The organism is Oerskovia merdavium, from assembly GCF_014836755.1.
Taxonomy (GTDB): domain Bacteria; phylum Actinomycetota; class Actinomycetes; order Actinomycetales; family Cellulomonadaceae; genus Oerskovia; species Oerskovia merdavium.
The window spans coordinates 151,310-166,994 of sequence record NZ_JACSQF010000009.1; the positions used below are offsets into that span (position 1 = coordinate 151,310).

Below are 15,685 nucleotides of genomic sequence, written 5' to 3' on the forward strand. Positions count from 1 at the left end.
CTCCAGCGCGCGGGGCGCTGGACGGGGTACCGGTCAGGGCGCTCACAGCTCCTCCTCCTTGAACAGGGTGCGCATGTACACGACGGTGATCCCGAGCAGGATCAGGGTGAGCAGCACGGCGATCGCCGAGCCCATCCCGTACTTGCCCTGCGCGAAGGACTGGATGTAGGACCACACGCCGAGGTTGAAGACCTCCTTGTTGCCGCCGTTTCCGCCCGGCATCAGGTAGATCTGCGTGAAGACCTTGAAGTCCCAGATGGTCGACAGGATCGTGACGACCGCGAAGACGGGGCGCAGGATGGGCGCGGTGATGGCCCAGAACCGGCGCCAGGGCGAGGCTCCGTCCATCATGGCGGCCTCGTGCAGCTCCTTGGGGATCGTCAGCAGGCCCGCGAGGACCGTGATCGCGACGAACGGGAAGCCGTGGTGCACGACGTTGAGCGTCGCGATCGCGTAGAAGCTCAGGCGCTCGGTGAACCAGTTGGTGGTCGCGGGGTCGATCAGCCCGACCGAGTCGAGCACCGACGAGACCAGGCCGTTGAGCGGGTCGAAGATCCAGATCCACACGTAGGTACCGGTGATCGCGGGCACGGCCCAGGCGACCATGATCGCGGTCGAGCAGATCGTGCGCCAGAACGTCCCGAGGTTGTTGAGGAACAGCGCGACGGCCGTGCCCAGGACGACCGTCAGCACCACGCACGCGACGGCGAAGCCGATCGTGTTGGGCAGGACGACGGTCCACAGGAACGAGTCGCCGAAGATCGCGGCGTAGTTGTCGAAGCCGATGTAGTTCGACTCTCCCGACGCGATCTGGCGCAGGCCGTAGTCCTGCAGAGAGATCATCACGACGCGGACGAGGGGCCACAGGAGCAGCACGCCGAGGACGGCGAGCGCAGGGGCCAGGAGCAGCCAGGGGCGCAGCGGGGACTTGTGCCCGAGCAGGCCGCGCATGCCGGAGCGGCGGCGCGGGGTGGACGAGGGGGCCGGGGCCGGGGCCCGGCGCGTCAGCTGGTCGGCCGACGCGCCGGGAACCGAGTGCAGATCTGCCATGGGTTCGTCAGGACCCGAAGGTCTCGTTCATGTCGGCGGCCGCGGTGTCGGCGGCCTCCTGCACCGTGGCGCTGCCCGAGAGGATCGACTGCAGCATGGTCTCGACCGTCTTCTTGCCCTGGATCTGGCCGTAGAGCGGCGTCACCGGGACCGAGGCGCCGGCCTCGACCATCTGCTGGGCGAACGGCGCGACGAGCGGGTCGTTCTCCTCGATGACCTTCTCGAGGAGCGAGGTCTGCCCCGGGAAGTAGCCGGACTGGTTGCCCCACTCCTCGGCGAACTTGCCCGTGGTCATCATCTCGACGAACTCCCACGCGAGGTCCTGCTTCTCGCTGGCCGCGAAGACGCCCAGGTGCGACCCGCCGAGGAACGAGTCCGACAGCCCGTCGGTCTCGCCCGGGATGGGGAACGCGCCGATCTTGTCGGCCATGTCCGGGACGTCCGTGAGGATCTTGCCCGGGGTCCAGCTGCCCGAGATCATCATGCCGACGTTGCCCTGCTCGAAGTTGGAGAGGAGGTCGGTCTCCTTCCACGTCGTGGCCGCCGCGGTGGACAGCCCCGCCTCGGTCGCGAGACCGGTGTAGAACTCGAGGCCCTTCACGGAGTCCGGCGAGTTGATCTCGGACGTCCAGGTGTCACCGTCCTTGACGGCCAGGTCGCCGCCCGCACCCCAGATGAAGGGCATGGCGCCGTACTGGCTGTCGCCCGCGATCGGGAAGGGGATCAGACCGGGGTTCGCGGCCTTGAGCGTCTCGGCTGCGGTCTGCAGCTCGGCCCAGGTCGTCGGCACCTCGATGCCGGCCGCCTCGAAGAGGTCCTTGCGGTAGATGACCGAGCGCACGCCCGCGTACCAGGGCATGCCGTACTGGGCGCCGTCGAGCGTGCCCGACTCGACGAGCCCGGGGACCAGGTCCTCCTCGAGGCCCGCGTCCTTGATCTTGTCCGAGAGGTCGGACAGTGCGCCGACGTCGGCGAACTCCCCGGTCCACGTGGTGCCGAGCTCGGCGACGTCCGGCGTGGTGTTGCCCGCGATGGAGGTCGTGAACTTGTCGTGGGCGCTGGCCCACGGCTGGAACTCGATCTGGAGGTCGGCGCCCGTCTCTTCCTTGAAGGCGGTGGTGACCTCGTCGAAGAAGGCGTCCCCGTCGGGGTTGGTGCCCTCCATGATCCAGACCGTGAGGGTCTCGCCGGAGTGGTCGGCGGCGGCTGCGTCCCCCGTGCTCTCGCCGCTGCTGCTGTCCCCGCCGCCACACGCGGTGAGGCCGAGCGCCAGGAGGAGTGTGCCCGTGACGGCCACCGTGCTGCGTCGCTGCATGCCGTGACTTCCTTTCTGGTCGGCTGCCGCGTCGCGGCCAGCCGTTCGTCCCTGCGGACCTGATCGTTCGTGGGGCACCGGATCCTCGGGCCCCTTCGACTCTGAAATAAACTTACATCAGGTCGGGTGTTCGTGAAGATTACCGCCATCGACGGGCAGAGGGAAGCCGGTCGCGAAGTTGTGACACGTTCTTAACCTGCCCGGCACACGGCGGCTCCCGGCGCCCCGCGAGCGCGCCCGGGCGTGCGCCGGGGCAGGCAGGTGGCCGCCTGCCCCTCAGGCCGGCAGGGCAGGCCGGTGGTCGCCGGGCCTCCGCCCGGCCGGCCACCGGCGCCCGCCCCTATCGCGTCACGGGACGCGCGCGGTCCATTCGGGGGTACCGAACTTGGTGCGCACGAGCTCCTCGGCCTGAGCCCGCTCGTCGGGCGTGACGCCACCCTCGACCGTGCGGTAGCGCGAGCGGAAGTGCGCCTTGAACGCCTCGATGACGTCCTCGCGCGCCATGCCGGTCTGCGAGCGCAGGGGGTCGACGCGCTTGTTGGCGCTCTTGGTGCCCTTGTCGCTCATCTTCTCGCGGCCGATGCGCAGGACCTCGAGCATCTTGTCGGCGTCGATGTCGTAGGCCATGGTCACGTGGTGCAGCACCGCTCCCCCGCGCAGTCGCTTCTGCGCGGCGCCGGCGATCTTCCCGGCCGGCGACGCGATGTCGTTGAGCGGCTTGTAGGTCGCCTCGACGCCGACGTCGGCGAGCGCCCCCAGCACCCAGTCGTCGAGGAACGCGTAGGAGCGCTCGAAGCTCAGCCCCTCGACGAGCGAGGCGGGGACGGTGAGCGAGTAGGTGATCGTGTTGCCCGGCTCGACGAACATGGCTCCGCCGCCCGAGATGCGGCGGACCACGGTGATGCCGTGCTTGTCGGCACCTGCGGGGTCGACCTCGTTCCGGAGCGACTGGAACGAGCCGATGATGACGGCCGGAGCCCCCCACTCCCAGATGCGCAGCGTGGGGCCGCGACGCCCGGCGTCGAGCTCCTCGGTCAGCACCTGGTCGAGCGCGAGGTGCATCGCGGGCTGCTCGGGCCCCTCGTGGATGATCTCGAAGACGTGGTCGTCCCAGCCGGTCGCGTGGCCGAGCGCGCGGCGCACCGCGATCGCCACGGCCTCGGGAGAGAACCCGACCATGGTGATGTCGTCGGTCAGGACGGACTCGACGGCCCGGGCCAGGTCGGCCACGGTCGAGGTCTCGGGCAGCCCCGTCAGGGCCGCGTTGATGTCCTCGAGGGCGTCGTCGGGCTCGAGGAAGAAGTCTCCGCTCAGCGCGACGCGCGACAGCCTCCCGTCGTCCGTCTCGACGTCGACCGCCACGAGCTTGCCACCGGGAACCTTGTACTCGCCTCTCATGGTGACCACGGTACGTCGCGCGGCACGCGCCCCGTCCCCTCGCGGGCGCCCGCGACCGCCGAGCACCCGTGACGTGAACCACAAGGAGGAGTAACCTCCAAGCAGCACGGCGCCCCGACGCCCTCGCCGCCGCACACCTCCGGCCGGACGACACGCGTGGAAGTTTTCTCCGCGGTCTAGTGCTGTTCTGAAATTTCATGCCAGAATGAGGCGTGACCTGGACGCCGGACGTCGACCTCGCCCGCACGGAGAGCGCTACGGACGCCCTCACGTCTCCCGAGCCCCCACCCTTCCCGACGCCGCCCCGCTGGCTCGTCGCGATCGACGTGGGCGGCAGCGGGAGCCGGCTCGTCGCCGTCCCCCTGCCCGCCGTCCCCGCGCCCTCCGCCGACCGGCCGGACGCCGACCACCCCACCGACACCCCTGACGAGGCACGGCACCGCACCGAGCTCACGGGGCGCAGCGTCGCGATCGGACCCGACGGCAGCGACGTCGCCGACGTGGTGCGCGACCTGTGCGCGTCGTTCGTCGTGGCCAGGACCGGGCCCCACGGCGCTCCCCCGGTCGTCGCCGCGGCCGCGGTCGGCGCGACGGGCCTCGCCACGCTCGTCCCGGACCCCGCCACGGTCCACGCTGCGCTCCGCACGTCCCTCGGGACGGGCCGCACCGCGGTCGCGGCCGACGCCCTGACGGCCCACCTGGGCGCCCTGGGCGGGCGAGCGGGAGCCGTCGTCGCGGTCGGCACGGGAGCGATCGCGCTGGGTACCGACCTCCGCGACGTCTGGCGACGCACCGACGGCTGGGGGCACCTCCTGGGCGATCTGGGGTCGGCCTCGTGGATCGGTGCGCACGGGCTGCGGGCAGCCCTCGCGGCCCACGACGGGCGGGCGACCGGTGGTTCGCGCCCCCTTCTCGCCGCGGCCCGGGCGCGGTTCGGCCCCGTGCCGACCTGGCCCGCCCAGCTCTACACGCGCGCCGACCGCGCCCAGGTCCTCGGGTCCTTCACGCCCGACGTCGCCGCGGCGGCTGCCGCGGGCGACCCCGCGAGCGTCCAGATCCTCACCGAGGCAGGCAGGCACCTGGCCGAGACGCTCGCCGCCGCGCTCGCTCCTGGCCTGCCACCTCTCGCCGCGGCCACGGGCGGCGTCCTCGCGGCCGGTCCGTCCCTGACGGGCGCCCTCGCCCGCCGGTTCGCGGCCCTGCGCCCCGACGCCGAGCTCGTCCCCTCCGCGGGCACCCCGCTCGACGGCGCGCTCCACCTGGCCCGGCTGCTCACCCAGGGCGCCACGAGCAGCACCACCGACGCTCCCACGCCTGCCACTCCCCTCGTCGCCCGTGCTCCCTGGCTGAGCCTCGGCGACGAACCCCCTGTTCCCGCACCGTCCACGACCACCCCGATCACAGGAGATCCGACATGACAGGTGACGGACTCGTCCGCATCCGACAGGCGCTGCCGACGCTCCGCCCCGCCGAGGCCCGGATCGCCGAGGCGGTCCTCGCGGACCCGACCGCCGTCGTCGGGTCGACGATCAACGAGCTCGCAGCGCGCGCGGGCGCCTCGCAGGCGACCGTCGTGCGGTTCTGCCGGGCGATCGGCTACGCGGGCTACCCCGAGTTCCGGATCGACCTCGCGCAGGCCACCTCGCGTCGCGAGATGGAGATGGAGCGCTCGAACGTCGCGCACGGCGAGATCAACGAGACGGACACGGCCGAGGACGTCGTCGCGAAGATCGCGTTCCACGAGGCGCGGACCATCGAGGAGACCGCGCGCATGCTCGACCTCGCGGCGCTCGAGCAGGTCGCCGCGGCCGTCGCGGCCGCGCCACGGATCGACGTGTTCGGCGTCGGGTCGAGCGGGCTCACGGGGCAGGACCTCGCGCAGAAGCTCCAGCGCATCGGGCTCGTGTGCTTCGCGTCGCCCGACCCGCACCTCCAGCTCCAGTCGGCCGCGCTGCTCGGGCCGGGCGCGGTCGCGATCGGGATCTCGCACAGCGGGCAGACGGTCGAGACCAACCACGCGCTCGGCATCGCGCACCGGCGCGGGGCGACGAGCGTGGCGATCACCAACTTCCCCGAGTCGCCCCTCGCGCAGGAGGCCGACGTCGTGCTGGGCACCACCGCACGCGAGACGCAGTTCCGCTCGGGCGCGCTGTCGAGCCGCATCGCGCAGCTCGCGGTCGTCGACTTCCTGTTCGTCCGGGTCGCGCAGCGTCTGTACGACCAGACGAGCGCCAACCTCAAGGCCACCTACGACGCGGTCCAGCCCCACCGGCTGGACGGAGAGCGCAAGGCACGAGCATGACGACCGTCTCCGCCGCCACGACGCGGGCTCTCGAGATCCGCACGGACCTGCTGACGAGGGTCGCCCAGGCCCACGACGCGTCGCACTACCTGCTGCGCCCCGAGGCGGTCGCGCGCGCGCAGGACGTGCCCGACGTCGTCGCCGCCTTCGCCGAGGCCCGTCGCCGCGGGCTCCCGGTCACGTTCCGCTCGGGCGGGACGAGCCTGTCGGGCCAGGCGTCGGGCGCAGGGCTGCTCGTCGACACCCGCACACGCTTCACGCGCGTCGAGGTGCTCGACGACGGCGCGCGCGTGCGCTGCCAGCCGGGAGTGACGCTGCGCTCGGTCAACGGGCGGCTCCTGCGCCACGGGCGACGGCTCGGCCCCGACCCTGCGAGCGAGATCGCGTGCACGATCGGCGGCGTCGTCGCGAACAACTCCTCGGGCATGGCGTGCGGCACGGTCGACACCGCCTACCGCACGATCGAGTCGATGACGCTCGTCCTGCCGAGCGGCACCGTGCTCGACACGGGAGCACCCGACGCCGACGAGCGCCTGCGCGCGCTCGAGCCCGCGCTCCACCGCGGCCTGGCCGCGCTCCGCGACCGGGTGCGGGCGAGCGAGGCCATGCGCGCGACCATCGCCCACCAGTACTCGATGAAGAACACCATGGGCTACGGCGTCAACGCGTTCGTGGACCACGAGTCTCCCGTCAAGATCCTCGAGCACCTGGTCGTGGGGTCCGAGGGGACGCTGGCCTTCGTGGCCGACGTGACGTTCCGGACCGTCCCGCTGCTCCCCGCGGCCTCGACCACGCTCCTGGTCTTCGACGCGCTCGAGCAGGCGACCGACGCGCTCGCGACCATCACGGGCTCGGGCGCGCGGGCCATCGAGCTGCTCGACGCGGCGTCGTTGCGCGTCGCGGCGGCCGACCCGCTCGCCGACGCGTCGATGCGGGCCTTCGCGACCGCGACGACCCAGACGGCCCTGCTCGTCGAGTACCAGGCCACGAGCGCCGCGAGCCTCGAACCGTTCGAGGAGGCCGCGCGCGCCGTCGTCGGCTCGCTCGACCTCGCGACGCCCGCCGAGCTGACGCGCGACCCCGCGGCCCGTGGGCGGCTGTGGCGCGTCCGCAAGGGCCTGTACACCGCGGTCGCGGGAGCCCGCGCCCCGGGCAGCACGGCCCTGCTCGAGGACCTGGTCGTGCCGGTCCCCGACCTCACCGCGACGGTCCGCGACCTGGGCGGGCTCTTCGCGCAGCACGGCTACGACGACGCCGTGACGTTCGGGCACGCCAAGGACGGCAACCTGCACTTCATGATCACCCCGCGCCTGTCCGACGACGGCGAGCTCGACCGCTTCGCGGCCTTCACCGAGGACATGGTGGGCCTGGTGCTCGGCCGTGGCGGCTCGCTCAAGGCCGAGCACGGCACGGGCCGCATCATGGCGCCGTTCGTCCGGCGGCAGTTCGGCGACGACCTGTACGCCGTGATGCGCGAGGTCAAGGCACTGTGCGACCCCGAGGGCATCCTCAACCCCGGCGTGCTCCTCACCGACGACGACGAGGCGCACCTGCAGCACCTCAAGCTCGTGCCGCCCGTCGGGACGGCCGCAGCGGGAGACCTCGCGGACGTCGTCGACCGGTGCGTCGAGTGCGGGTACTGCGAGCCCGCGTGCCCGTCGCGGACGGTCACGACGACTCCTCGGCAGCGCATCGCCCTGCTGCGCGAGATGGTCACGGCGGCCCCGGGCGAGCTCCGCGAGCTCGAGCGTGCCTACGAGTACTCCGCGGTCGACACGTGCGCGGTCGACTCGCTGTGCGTGACCGCGTGCCCCGTCGGGATCGACACCGGCAAGGTCATGAAGGTCCGTCGCGCGCAGCGCCACGGGGCCGTGGTCCAGCGCGCCGGGCGCGTGGCCGCCGACCACTGGGGCGGCGCGGTCACGGGCCTGCGCGGCGCGCTCGGCGTTGTCGACCTGGTGCCCACGCCCCTGGTCACTGCCGCGTCGAAGGTGGGACGCGCGGTGCTGGGCGACGACGTCGTGCCGCTCGTGGGGCCCGACCTCCCGGGGCCCGGACCGCGACGGGTCTCCCCCGGTGACCGCCCGGCGCACGGCGCGGCGAGCGTCGTCTTCTTCCAGTCGTGCATGGGCTCGCTCTTCTCGCCCGCCGACGCCTCGCCCAGCCCGGGCGGCGTCGGCCCCGCGTTCCTCGCGCTGTGCGAGCGCGCCGGGATCTCGGTCGCGATCCCCGAGGGCGTCGAGGGCCTGTGCTGCGGCACGCCCTGGGTCTCCAAGGGGCTGACCGACGGCGCCACGGCGATGGCCGAGCGGACCTTCGACGCGCTCTGGGCGGCGACCGACGGCGGCCGCCTGCCCGTCGTCTCGGACGCGTCGAGCTGCACGCACGGCCTCGAGGGGGTCGGCTCGCACCTCGTGGGCGAGGCGCGCGACCGGTTCGAGCGGCTGCGCGTGCTGGACGCCGTGACGTTCGTGCGCCACGACGTGCTGCCCGCGCTCGAGGCGGCCGGTCGCGACCCGCGGACCGCGGGCAGCACGCTGGCCTCGCTCGTCCTGCACCCGACCTGCTCGTCGATCCACCTGGGGGTCGTCGGCGACCTCGAGGCGGTCGCGCGCGCGGTGGCCGACGACGTCGTGCTCCCCCTCGACGCGGGGTGCTGCGGCTTCGCGGGCGACCGCGGGATGCTCCACCCCGAGCTCACGGCCGCGGCGACGCGCGCCGAGGCCGCCGAGGTCGCTGCCCACGCACGCGGTCACGGCCGCGCGGACGCGTACGCGTCGAGCAACCGGACGTGCGAGATGGGCCTGAGCCGGGCGACGGGCGAGGACTACGTGCACGTCGTCGAGCTGCTCGAGGCCGCGACCCGCCGCTGACGCGGGCGCAGGAACGGGCGTGACCGGGAGGCCACGCCCGTTCCTGCGTCGCAGGGGCCGGGCGAACGCCGGGACCTGCCGGGGATCAGCGCGGCAGGACGCCCGCGTGGATGAGCCCGTAGATCGCGGAGTCCGTCAGCGCCTCCCAGGCCGCCTCGATGAGGTTCGGCCCGACGCCGACCGTCGACCAGGACGTCGCCCCGTCGGTCATCTCGATGAGGACGCGCGTGATGGCGTCCGTGCCCTGCTCGGTGTCGAGGATGCGGACCTTGAAGTCGATCAGCTCGAACGCCTCGATCTCCGGGTACGCGCGCCGTAGCGCGAGCCGCAGCGCGTGGTCGAGCGCGTTCACGGGCCCGTTGCCCTCGCCCGTCTTGACGATGCGCTTGCCACCGGCGTGCAGCTTGACGGTCGCCTCGGCCGTCGCCTCGGTGCCACGTCCCCCGGCCCGCTCGACGATCGTGCGCCAGCTCTCGACCCGGAAGTACTGCGGCCGCTCGCCCGCGATCTCCTCGCGCAGCAGCAGCTCGAACGAGGCGTCTGCCGCGTCGTAGGTGTACCCGCGGGCCTCGGCCTCCTTGACGCGGTGCGTCACACGCGAGAGCACGTCGGCCTGGTCCGACAGGTCGAAGCCCATCTCGCGGCCCTTGAGCTCGATCGACGCGCGGCCCGCCATGTCCGAGATGAGCATGCGCATGTCGTTGCCCACGAGCGTGGGCTCGATGTGCTGGTAGAGGTCCGGGTCGACCTTGATCGCCGAGGCGTGCAGCCCGGCCTTGTGCGCGAACGCGCTCGCCCCGACGTACGGCTGGCGCGCGTACGGGGAGATGTTGGTGATCTCGCTGATCGCGTGCGCGATGCGCGTGGTCTCCTGCAGGCCGCCGTCGACGAGCAGCGTGCGCCCGTGCTTGAGCTCGAGGTTCGCGACGACCGTGATGAGGTCCGCGTTCCCGGTGCGCTCGCCGTAGCCGTTGACGGTCCCCTGGACGTGCGCGGCCCCCGCGGCGACGGCCGCGAGCGAGTTCGCGACCGCGCAGCCCGAGTCGTTGTGCGCGTGCATGCCGAGGAGGGGGTCGCCTGCCTGGGCGAAGAGGCCGTCCGGGATCCCGACGGTGTCGCGCAGGTCCGTGACGATCTCGCCGACCCACTCGGGCAGCATGCCGCCGTTGGTGTCGCACAGCGCCACGACCTCGGCTCCCGCGGCGAACGCGGCCTCGACCGCGGCGCGCGAGTAGGCCGGGTCGAACCGGTAGCCGTCGAAGAAGTGCTCGGCGTCCAGGACCACGCGACGCCCCTCGGCCACGAGGAAGGCGACCGTGTCGGTGATCATGGCGAGGTTCTCGGCACCGGTGGTCCGTAGCGCGCGCTCGGCGTGGCGGATGTCGGACTTCGCGACGAGCGTCACGACGGGCGCCTGAGACGCGACGAGGGCGAGGACCTGCTGGTCGTCTGCGGCACGGATCCCTGCCTTGCGCGTGGCGCCGAACGCGGCCAGCACGGCGTTCTTGAGCGTGAGCTCCTTGGCCGCGCGCGAGAAGAAGTCGGTGTCCTTGGGGATGGCCCCGGGCCACCCACCCTCGATGAACCCCACGCCCAGCTCGTCGAGCAAGGGCGCGATCGCCAGCTTGTCGGAGACGGAGAGGTTCATGCCCTCCTGCTGCGCGCCGTCGCGCAGGGTCGTGTCGTAGACGTGGAACGTCGAGGGTGCGCTCGCTGTGGCAGGAGCTACGGGGTTCACCTGGGAAGTCATCGTGCCGCTCTCTGGGGAGAATCTCGGGGTCCAGCGGTGCCGCCTGGGCGAGACCACTCTAGGTGGATCAGGGCGGGACGCTTCCGCGCGCCACCGGGTGCTCGTCGTTCCCACGCGCCGGGCGGTCGCTCTCGTGAAGCTCGTGCCCGGCGCTTCGAAGCCCGACGGGGGTGGTGTCAGGCAACAAAAAAACCCCCCGAGGGTGCGGGAGGTTTGCGCGTCCGGTGTGGTGGCCGGGCGCGCTACTCGATAATGAGGTGGGAGACGAGGTGTGTCACAGGACACATGCTGCCACAGCAGCCACGAGGATGGGACGGTGTCCACGGACTGAGCACCCCGACCAGTGAGCGCCCGGAACGGCAGCCTGCAACGACAGGAGACGCACCATGAGCGACCCGAACTTCCCGCCCCGCCCGAACGTCCCGCAGCCCGGCTCGCCCGGCCGTCCTCAGGGCGTGCCGCCCGCGATCCCACCCGTGGTACCGCCCGACCCGCGCGCCGACTTCCCCGCGCCGCACGAGCCGGTCAACCCCGCGGACCCGCGTCTCGCGGTCGAGGTGGGGCGGTTCTGGGCGGGTGCTGCCGCCACGGCCCTGGTCGCCGCGCTCATCGGCCTCGTGGCGGTCATCATCCTCGAGCGCATCTTCTCGTTCACGCTCGTGCCGCCGCCGGACATCTTCACGACGGGCTCGCACCAGGCGGCGTTCGCGATCGACGGGGCGATCCTGGCCCTGCTCGCAGCGGGCCTGCTGCACCTGCTGATCCTCACCACGCCGAGGCCGCGAGCGTTCTTCGGTTGGATCATGGCGCTCGTGACCGTCGTCATCACGGCCCTGCCGTTCGCCTGGACGTCGGACACCACGTCGGCCGCGCTGTCCGGGCTCGTGAACCTGCTGATCGGGGTCGCGGTCTGGTCGCTGCTCGCGGGGGTCGCCGGCCGGACGATCGTGCGCCGGGCGGTCTGAACCCCGAGCCGCCGGGTGCGGGCAGCTGTCGCTGGTCGGCGACAGCTGCCCAGCACCCGGCGGTACCGCAGTGGTGAACCTCAGGCCAGGCGGGTCATCCAGCCGTGACGGTCGGCCGCCCGGCCGTTCTGGATGTCCGTGAGCTCGCCACGGATCGCGAGCGTGAGCTCGCCCGCGCCGCCGTCGGCGATCGTGTGGTCGAAGTTCGACCCGCCCAGGCGACCGATCGGGGTGACGACCGCCGCGGTACCGCACGCGAACACCTCGGTGACGGCCCCGGACCGGATGTCGGCGAGGAGCTCCTCGAGCGGGATGCGACGCTCGTTCACGTCGTGCCCGCGGTCGGTGAGGAGCTGGATGATCGACGAGCGCGTCACACCCTCGAGGATCGAGCCCGTGAGCTCGGGCGTCTCGACCGAGCCGTCCGCCTTGACGACGAACACGTTCATGCCGCCGAGCTCCTCGAGGAAGGTGTTCGTCGACGAGTCGAGGAAGCAGACCTGCTCAAAGCCCTTCTCCTGCGCGAGCGTCTGCGGCAGGAGGCTCGAGGCGTAGTTGCCGCCGCACTTGGCGTCCCCCGTGCCTCCCGCGCCGGCGCGGCTGTACTCGCGGTCGACCCAGATCGAGACGGGCTTCACGCCCCCCGAGAAGTACGGGCCCACGGGCGAGGCGATCACGAGGTACTCGGCCTCGAGCGAGGCGCGCACGCCCAGGAACGACTCCGAGGCGTACATGAACGGACGCAGGTAGAGGCTCGCCTCCTCGCCGTCCGGCACCCACTCGATGTCGGTGCGCACGAGCGCCGTGATCGAGCCGATGAAGTCGTCGACCGACAGCGCCGGGAGCGCGAGACGGTGGGCCGAGCGGGCAAAGCGGGCCGCGTTGGCCTCCGGACGGAAGGTCCACACGGACCCGTCCTGGTGCCGGTACGCCTTGAGACCTTCGAAGATCTCCTGGGCGTAGTGCAGGACCGCGGTGGCCGGGTCGAGCTGGAGCGGACCGTACTTCTCGATGCGGCGGTCGATCCAGCCGTCGGTCGCGTTCCAGCTGATCCGGGCCATGTGGTCCGAGAACACGGTGCCGAACTTGGGCGCGGCGATCGCTGCGGCCCTCGCCTCGGGAGAGGTGGGGGTGTCCGACGGGCGGATGTCGAAGAGCGCGACGAGGTCCTCGGCCGAGGAAGCGGGCTGCGCTGTGAGGGGGGAAGTCATGTCATGGGCCTTTCACCTGGCGACCCGGGTGGGTTCCTCGCCTAGTTTTCCATGACGGAGCGCCTCGTGGCGCCCGCAGGGCGGGCGAGAACTCCCGGGTCTTCGAAGAGGACGTGGGAGCGGTGAGGACGGCAGAGGGTGCGCGCCGCCGCTCGGCCCCCTCGCGGGGGGACGAACGGCGGCGCGACGGCGAATCGGGGACCGATCAGCCGGCGACGCGGGCAGCGAGCTCGCGCCCCACCTCGGCCGTCGACCGTACTCGGCTCCCCCGCTCGGCGAGGTCCGCGGCGACCGCGGCCTCGACGCGCTGCGACTGCTCGGTCAGGCCGAGGTGGTCGAGCAGCATCGCGACGGACAGGACCGTGGCGGTGGGGTCCGCCTTGCCCTGGCCCGCGATGTCGGGGGCCGAGCCGTGCACCGGCTCGAACATGGAGGGGGCCGTGCGGTCCGGGTTGATGTTGGCCGAGGCTGCGAGGCCGATGCCGCCCGTGATCGCGGCAGCCTGGTCCGTCAGGATGTCGCCGAACAGGTTGTCGGTGACGATGACGTCGAATCGCGACGGGTTCGTCGTGAGGAAGATCGTGGCGGCGTCCACGTGCAGGTAGTCCGTGGTGACGTCCGGGAACTCGGCGTTGACGGCCTCGACCGTGCGGCGCCACAGGTGACCGGCGTGGACCAGGACGTTGTGCTTGTGCACGAGCGTCAGGTGCTTGCGGGGGCGCGCCTGGGCGCGGGCGAACGCGTCGCGCACGACACGCTCGACGCCGAACGCGGTGTTCACGGAGACCTCGGTCGCGATCTCGTGCGGCGTGCCGACGCGCAGCGCCCCGCCGTTGCCGACGTACGGCCCCTCGGTGCCCTCGCGGACGACGACGAAGTCGATCTCGCCCGGCTCCGCCAGCGGGGACTTCACGCCGGGGTACAGCTTGCCCGGGCGGAGGTTGACGTAGTGGTCCAGCGCGAAGCGCAGCTTGAGCAGCAGACCGCGCTCGAGGACGCCCGACGGGACCGTGGGGTCGCCGATCGCACCCAGGAGGATCGCGTCGTGGGTGCGGATGGCCGCGAGGTCCTCGTCCGTGAGGGTCTCGCCGGTCGCGTGCCAGCGGCGCGCACCCAGGTCGAAGGGGGTCGTGGAGACCTTGACGTCGGAGCCCGTGAGAGCCGCCTCGAGGACCGCGAGGCCCTGCTCGACGACCTCGATGCCGATGCCGTCTCCGGCCACCACTGCCAGTTCGATGTTGCGCGTCATGCGACGAACGCTACGCCCGGGCGCCAGTCCTCGGGACGCCCATCTCACCCCTCGAACGCTTTCCGCGGCGCGATCCGCGGGTTTCCGCGGTCCCCGGCGATGCCGCGCGCTGGGATGCGCTCTCTTCGAGGAGCGCCGGGGCCCGGCGGCTCGCCGATGGTGTAGAAGCGGTCCGCATCGGACCCTCGTCGCCGCCCCCACGTCTCAACTTGCGCAAATCGCCGAACTAGGGAACTCTTAGGAAACTTTCCTAAGACGCCGGCAGAGAGGCCGCAACGACGTGTCCCGCACGCACATCCCAGGAACACCGGGACTGCTCCGCACGATCAACGACCGCGCGGCGCTCGAGCTCCTGCTCGACACCGGCCCCATGACGCGGTCCCAGATCGGCGACCTCACCGGCGTCTCCCGCCCTACATCCTCCCAGATCGTCGCTCGCCTCGAGACCGCCGGGCTGATCGAGGCGACAGGAGCGGTCCAGGGCGCGCGCGGCCCGCAGGCCGTCATGTATGCCGCACGCACCGACGTCGTCGTCGGCCTGGCTCTCGACGTCCTCCCCACCGGGGTGCAGGCGAGCGTGGTCGACGCCCGCGGGAACGTCCTCGGCACGGCCGACGTCCCCACGTCCGCGGAGCGCACGGCGATCCGCGACGTCCGGGCCGCGTGGGACGCTGCCTGCGCGGACGCGGGCGTGCCCGTCGAGCGCGTCGGGACGATCGTCGCCGGGGTCCAGGCCGCGGCCGACCCGGTCAGCGGGGACCTCTGGCTCGTGGGCGACCTGCCGGGGTGGCCCCTGCTCGCCGTCCGCACGCTCCTCGAGCAGGAGCTCGGCGTCCCCGTCCGGATCGAGAACGACGTCAACCTCGCCACGATCGCCGAGCGCGACGCGGGCCGTCGCACCGAGAAGAGTTTCGCGCTGCTCTGGCTCGGCGGAGGCATCGGCCTCGGCACGCTGATCGACGGGTCGCTCCACCACGGCGCGACCGGGGCCGCGGGCGAGCTCGGCTACCTGCCGGTCCCCGTGACGGTCCGCGAGTACGACGACCACTCGATGAACCTGCAGGACCTCGTGGGCGGGCGCCGCTTCGAAGAGCTCGCCGGCCGCCACGGCGTCCCGGGCGAGACGTACGACGAGATCCTCGCAGCCATGGCCGCCGACCCCGACAGCCCCGCGGTCGTGGCGCTCGTCGAGGACTTCGGGCGTCGTGTCGCGGCCGTGGTGCAGCCGGTCGTCGCGGTCGTCGAGCCGCACCTGCTGGTGCTCGGCGGCCCCACGTGCATCGCGGGCGGGCAGCGGCTCGCGGACGCGACCCGCAGCCACCTCATCGACACCGAGCAGGGCGTGGCGCCCATCGCGCCGACCCTGGTGCCGGTCGCCCCCGTGCTCCGCGGGGCCGAGGCCGTCGTCGCGGCCGACGTCCGCTCCCTGCTGCTCGACCGGGTCTCGCTGCACCTCGCGGACCACGGCGCTCCGCCCGTCTCCTCCCCGGCGGCCCGCCCCAGCACGACGACCGGCGCCCGCGCGCCCTCGAACTCGGGGTAGCTCCTCTCACCTGCCCCGACGGGTGGTGG

At 72.5% G+C, this 15,685-nt stretch carries 11 protein-coding genes; 5 read left to right on the forward strand and 6 right to left on the reverse strand.

Annotated elements, in window-relative coordinates:
- Nucleotides 1–42 precede the first annotated feature (42 nt).
- The 3 genes from H9641_RS10435 to H9641_RS10445 form a co-directional block, all read right to left on the reverse strand.
- Nucleotides 43–1,050: a carbohydrate ABC transporter permease gene (locus H9641_RS10435; RefSeq protein WP_377617385.1), complete on the reverse strand. Its 1,008-nt coding sequence runs from the start codon at nt 1,048–1,050 to the stop codon at nt 43–45.
- A gap of 7 nt (nt 1,051–1,057) precedes the next feature.
- Nucleotides 1,058–2,365, reverse strand: coding sequence for a sugar ABC transporter substrate-binding protein (locus H9641_RS10440; RefSeq protein WP_191803459.1), 1,308 nt, complete (start codon nt 2,363–2,365; stop codon nt 1,058–1,060).
- A gap of 348 nt (nt 2,366–2,713) precedes the next feature.
- Nucleotides 2,714–3,763: a lipoate--protein ligase family protein gene (locus H9641_RS10445; protein WP_191803461.1), complete on the reverse strand. Its 1,050-nt coding sequence runs from the start codon at nt 3,761–3,763 to the stop codon at nt 2,714–2,716.
- 212 nt (nt 3,764–3,975) lie between these two features.
- Here H9641_RS10445 and H9641_RS10450 point away from each other — a divergent pair, with 212 nt between their 5' ends.
- From H9641_RS10450 to H9641_RS10460, 3 genes are read left to right on the forward strand one after another with little or no spacing between them, the layout of a single operon-like run.
- The gene (locus tag H9641_RS10450) at nt 3,976–5,181 is read left to right on the forward strand and encodes an N-acetylglucosamine kinase (RefSeq protein WP_191803463.1); all 1,206 of its coding nucleotides are present in this window, start codon (nt 3,976–3,978) and stop codon (nt 5,179–5,181) included.
- Nucleotides 5,178–6,065 carry a MurR/RpiR family transcriptional regulator gene (locus tag H9641_RS10455; RefSeq protein WP_191803465.1) on the forward strand — a complete coding sequence of 296 codons (888 nt, stop codon included), beginning with the start codon at nt 5,178–5,180 and terminating at the stop codon, nt 6,063–6,065. Before H9641_RS10450 ends, H9641_RS10455 begins: the two co-directional genes overlap by 4 nt.
- Nucleotides 6,062–8,938 carry an FAD-binding and (Fe-S)-binding domain-containing protein gene (locus H9641_RS10460; RefSeq protein WP_191803467.1) on the forward strand — a complete coding sequence of 959 codons (2,877 nt, stop codon included), beginning with the start codon at nt 6,062–6,064 and terminating at the stop codon, nt 8,936–8,938. The genes H9641_RS10455 and H9641_RS10460 overlap by 4 nt, the downstream gene beginning before the upstream one ends.
- 85 nt (nt 8,939–9,023) lie before the next feature.
- Here the strand turns inward: H9641_RS10460 and cimA are convergent, their stop codons facing one another.
- Nucleotides 9,024–10,688 carry a citramalate synthase gene (gene cimA, locus H9641_RS10465; RefSeq protein WP_191803469.1) on the reverse strand — a complete coding sequence of 555 codons (1,665 nt, stop codon included), beginning with the start codon at nt 10,686–10,688 and terminating at the stop codon, nt 9,024–9,026.
- 386 nt (nt 10,689–11,074) lie between these two features.
- On the opposite strand from cimA, the gene H9641_RS10470 reads away from it, so the two are divergent.
- Nucleotides 11,075–11,653, forward strand: coding sequence for a DUF6069 family protein (locus H9641_RS10470; RefSeq protein WP_191803470.1), 579 nt, complete (start codon nt 11,075–11,077; stop codon nt 11,651–11,653).
- 80 nt (nt 11,654–11,733) lie between these two features.
- On the opposite strand, the gene H9641_RS10475 is transcribed toward H9641_RS10470, so the two are convergent.
- Nucleotides 11,734–12,864, reverse strand: coding sequence for a branched-chain amino acid aminotransferase (locus H9641_RS10475; RefSeq protein WP_056654480.1), 1,131 nt, complete (start codon nt 12,862–12,864; stop codon nt 11,734–11,736).
- 205 nt (nt 12,865–13,069) lie between these two features.
- Nucleotides 13,070–14,113, reverse strand: a complete 1,044-nt coding sequence (locus tag H9641_RS10480) for a 3-isopropylmalate dehydrogenase (RefSeq protein WP_191803472.1) — start codon at nt 14,111–14,113, stop codon at nt 13,070–13,072.
- Between the two features lie 280 nt (nt 14,114–14,393).
- Here H9641_RS10480 and H9641_RS10485 point away from each other — a divergent pair, with 280 nt between their 5' ends.
- Entirely contained in the window at nt 14,394–15,656 is a 1,263-nt protein-coding gene (locus H9641_RS10485) for an ROK family transcriptional regulator (RefSeq protein WP_191803474.1), read from the forward strand.
- Nucleotides 15,657–15,685: the final 29 nt, after the last annotated feature.

What these genes read in the sequence shown, in the direction of transcription:
- H9641_RS10435 (WP_377617385.1), bottom strand. Translation starts at nt 1,050, where the DNA reads ATGGCAGATCTGCACTCGGTTCCCGGCGCGTCGGCCGACCAGCTGACG.
- H9641_RS10440 (WP_191803459.1), bottom strand. Translation starts at nt 2,365, where the DNA reads ATGCAGCGACGCAGCACGGTGGCCGTCACGGGCACACTCCTCCTGGCG.
- H9641_RS10445 (WP_191803461.1), bottom strand. Translation starts at nt 3,763, where the DNA reads ATGAGAGGCGAGTACAAGGTTCCCGGTGGCAAGCTCGTGGCGGTCGAC.
- H9641_RS10455 (WP_191803465.1), top strand. Translation starts at nt 5,178, where the DNA reads ATGACAGGTGACGGACTCGTCCGCATCCGACAGGCGCTGCCGACGCTC.
- H9641_RS10460 (WP_191803467.1), top strand. Translation starts at nt 6,062, where the DNA reads ATGACGACCGTCTCCGCCGCCACGACGCGGGCTCTCGAGATCCGCACG.
- cimA (WP_191803469.1), bottom strand. Translation starts at nt 10,688, where the DNA reads ATGACTTCCCAGGTGAACCCCGTAGCTCCTGCCACAGCGAGCGCACCC.
- H9641_RS10470 (WP_191803470.1), top strand. Translation starts at nt 11,075, where the DNA reads ATGAGCGACCCGAACTTCCCGCCCCGCCCGAACGTCCCGCAGCCCGGC.
- H9641_RS10475 (WP_056654480.1), bottom strand. Translation starts at nt 12,864, where the DNA reads ATGACTTCCCCCCTCACAGCGCAGCCCGCTTCCTCGGCCGAGGACCTC.
- H9641_RS10480 (WP_191803472.1), bottom strand. Translation starts at nt 14,113, where the DNA reads ATGACGCGCAACATCGAACTGGCAGTGGTGGCCGGAGACGGCATCGGC.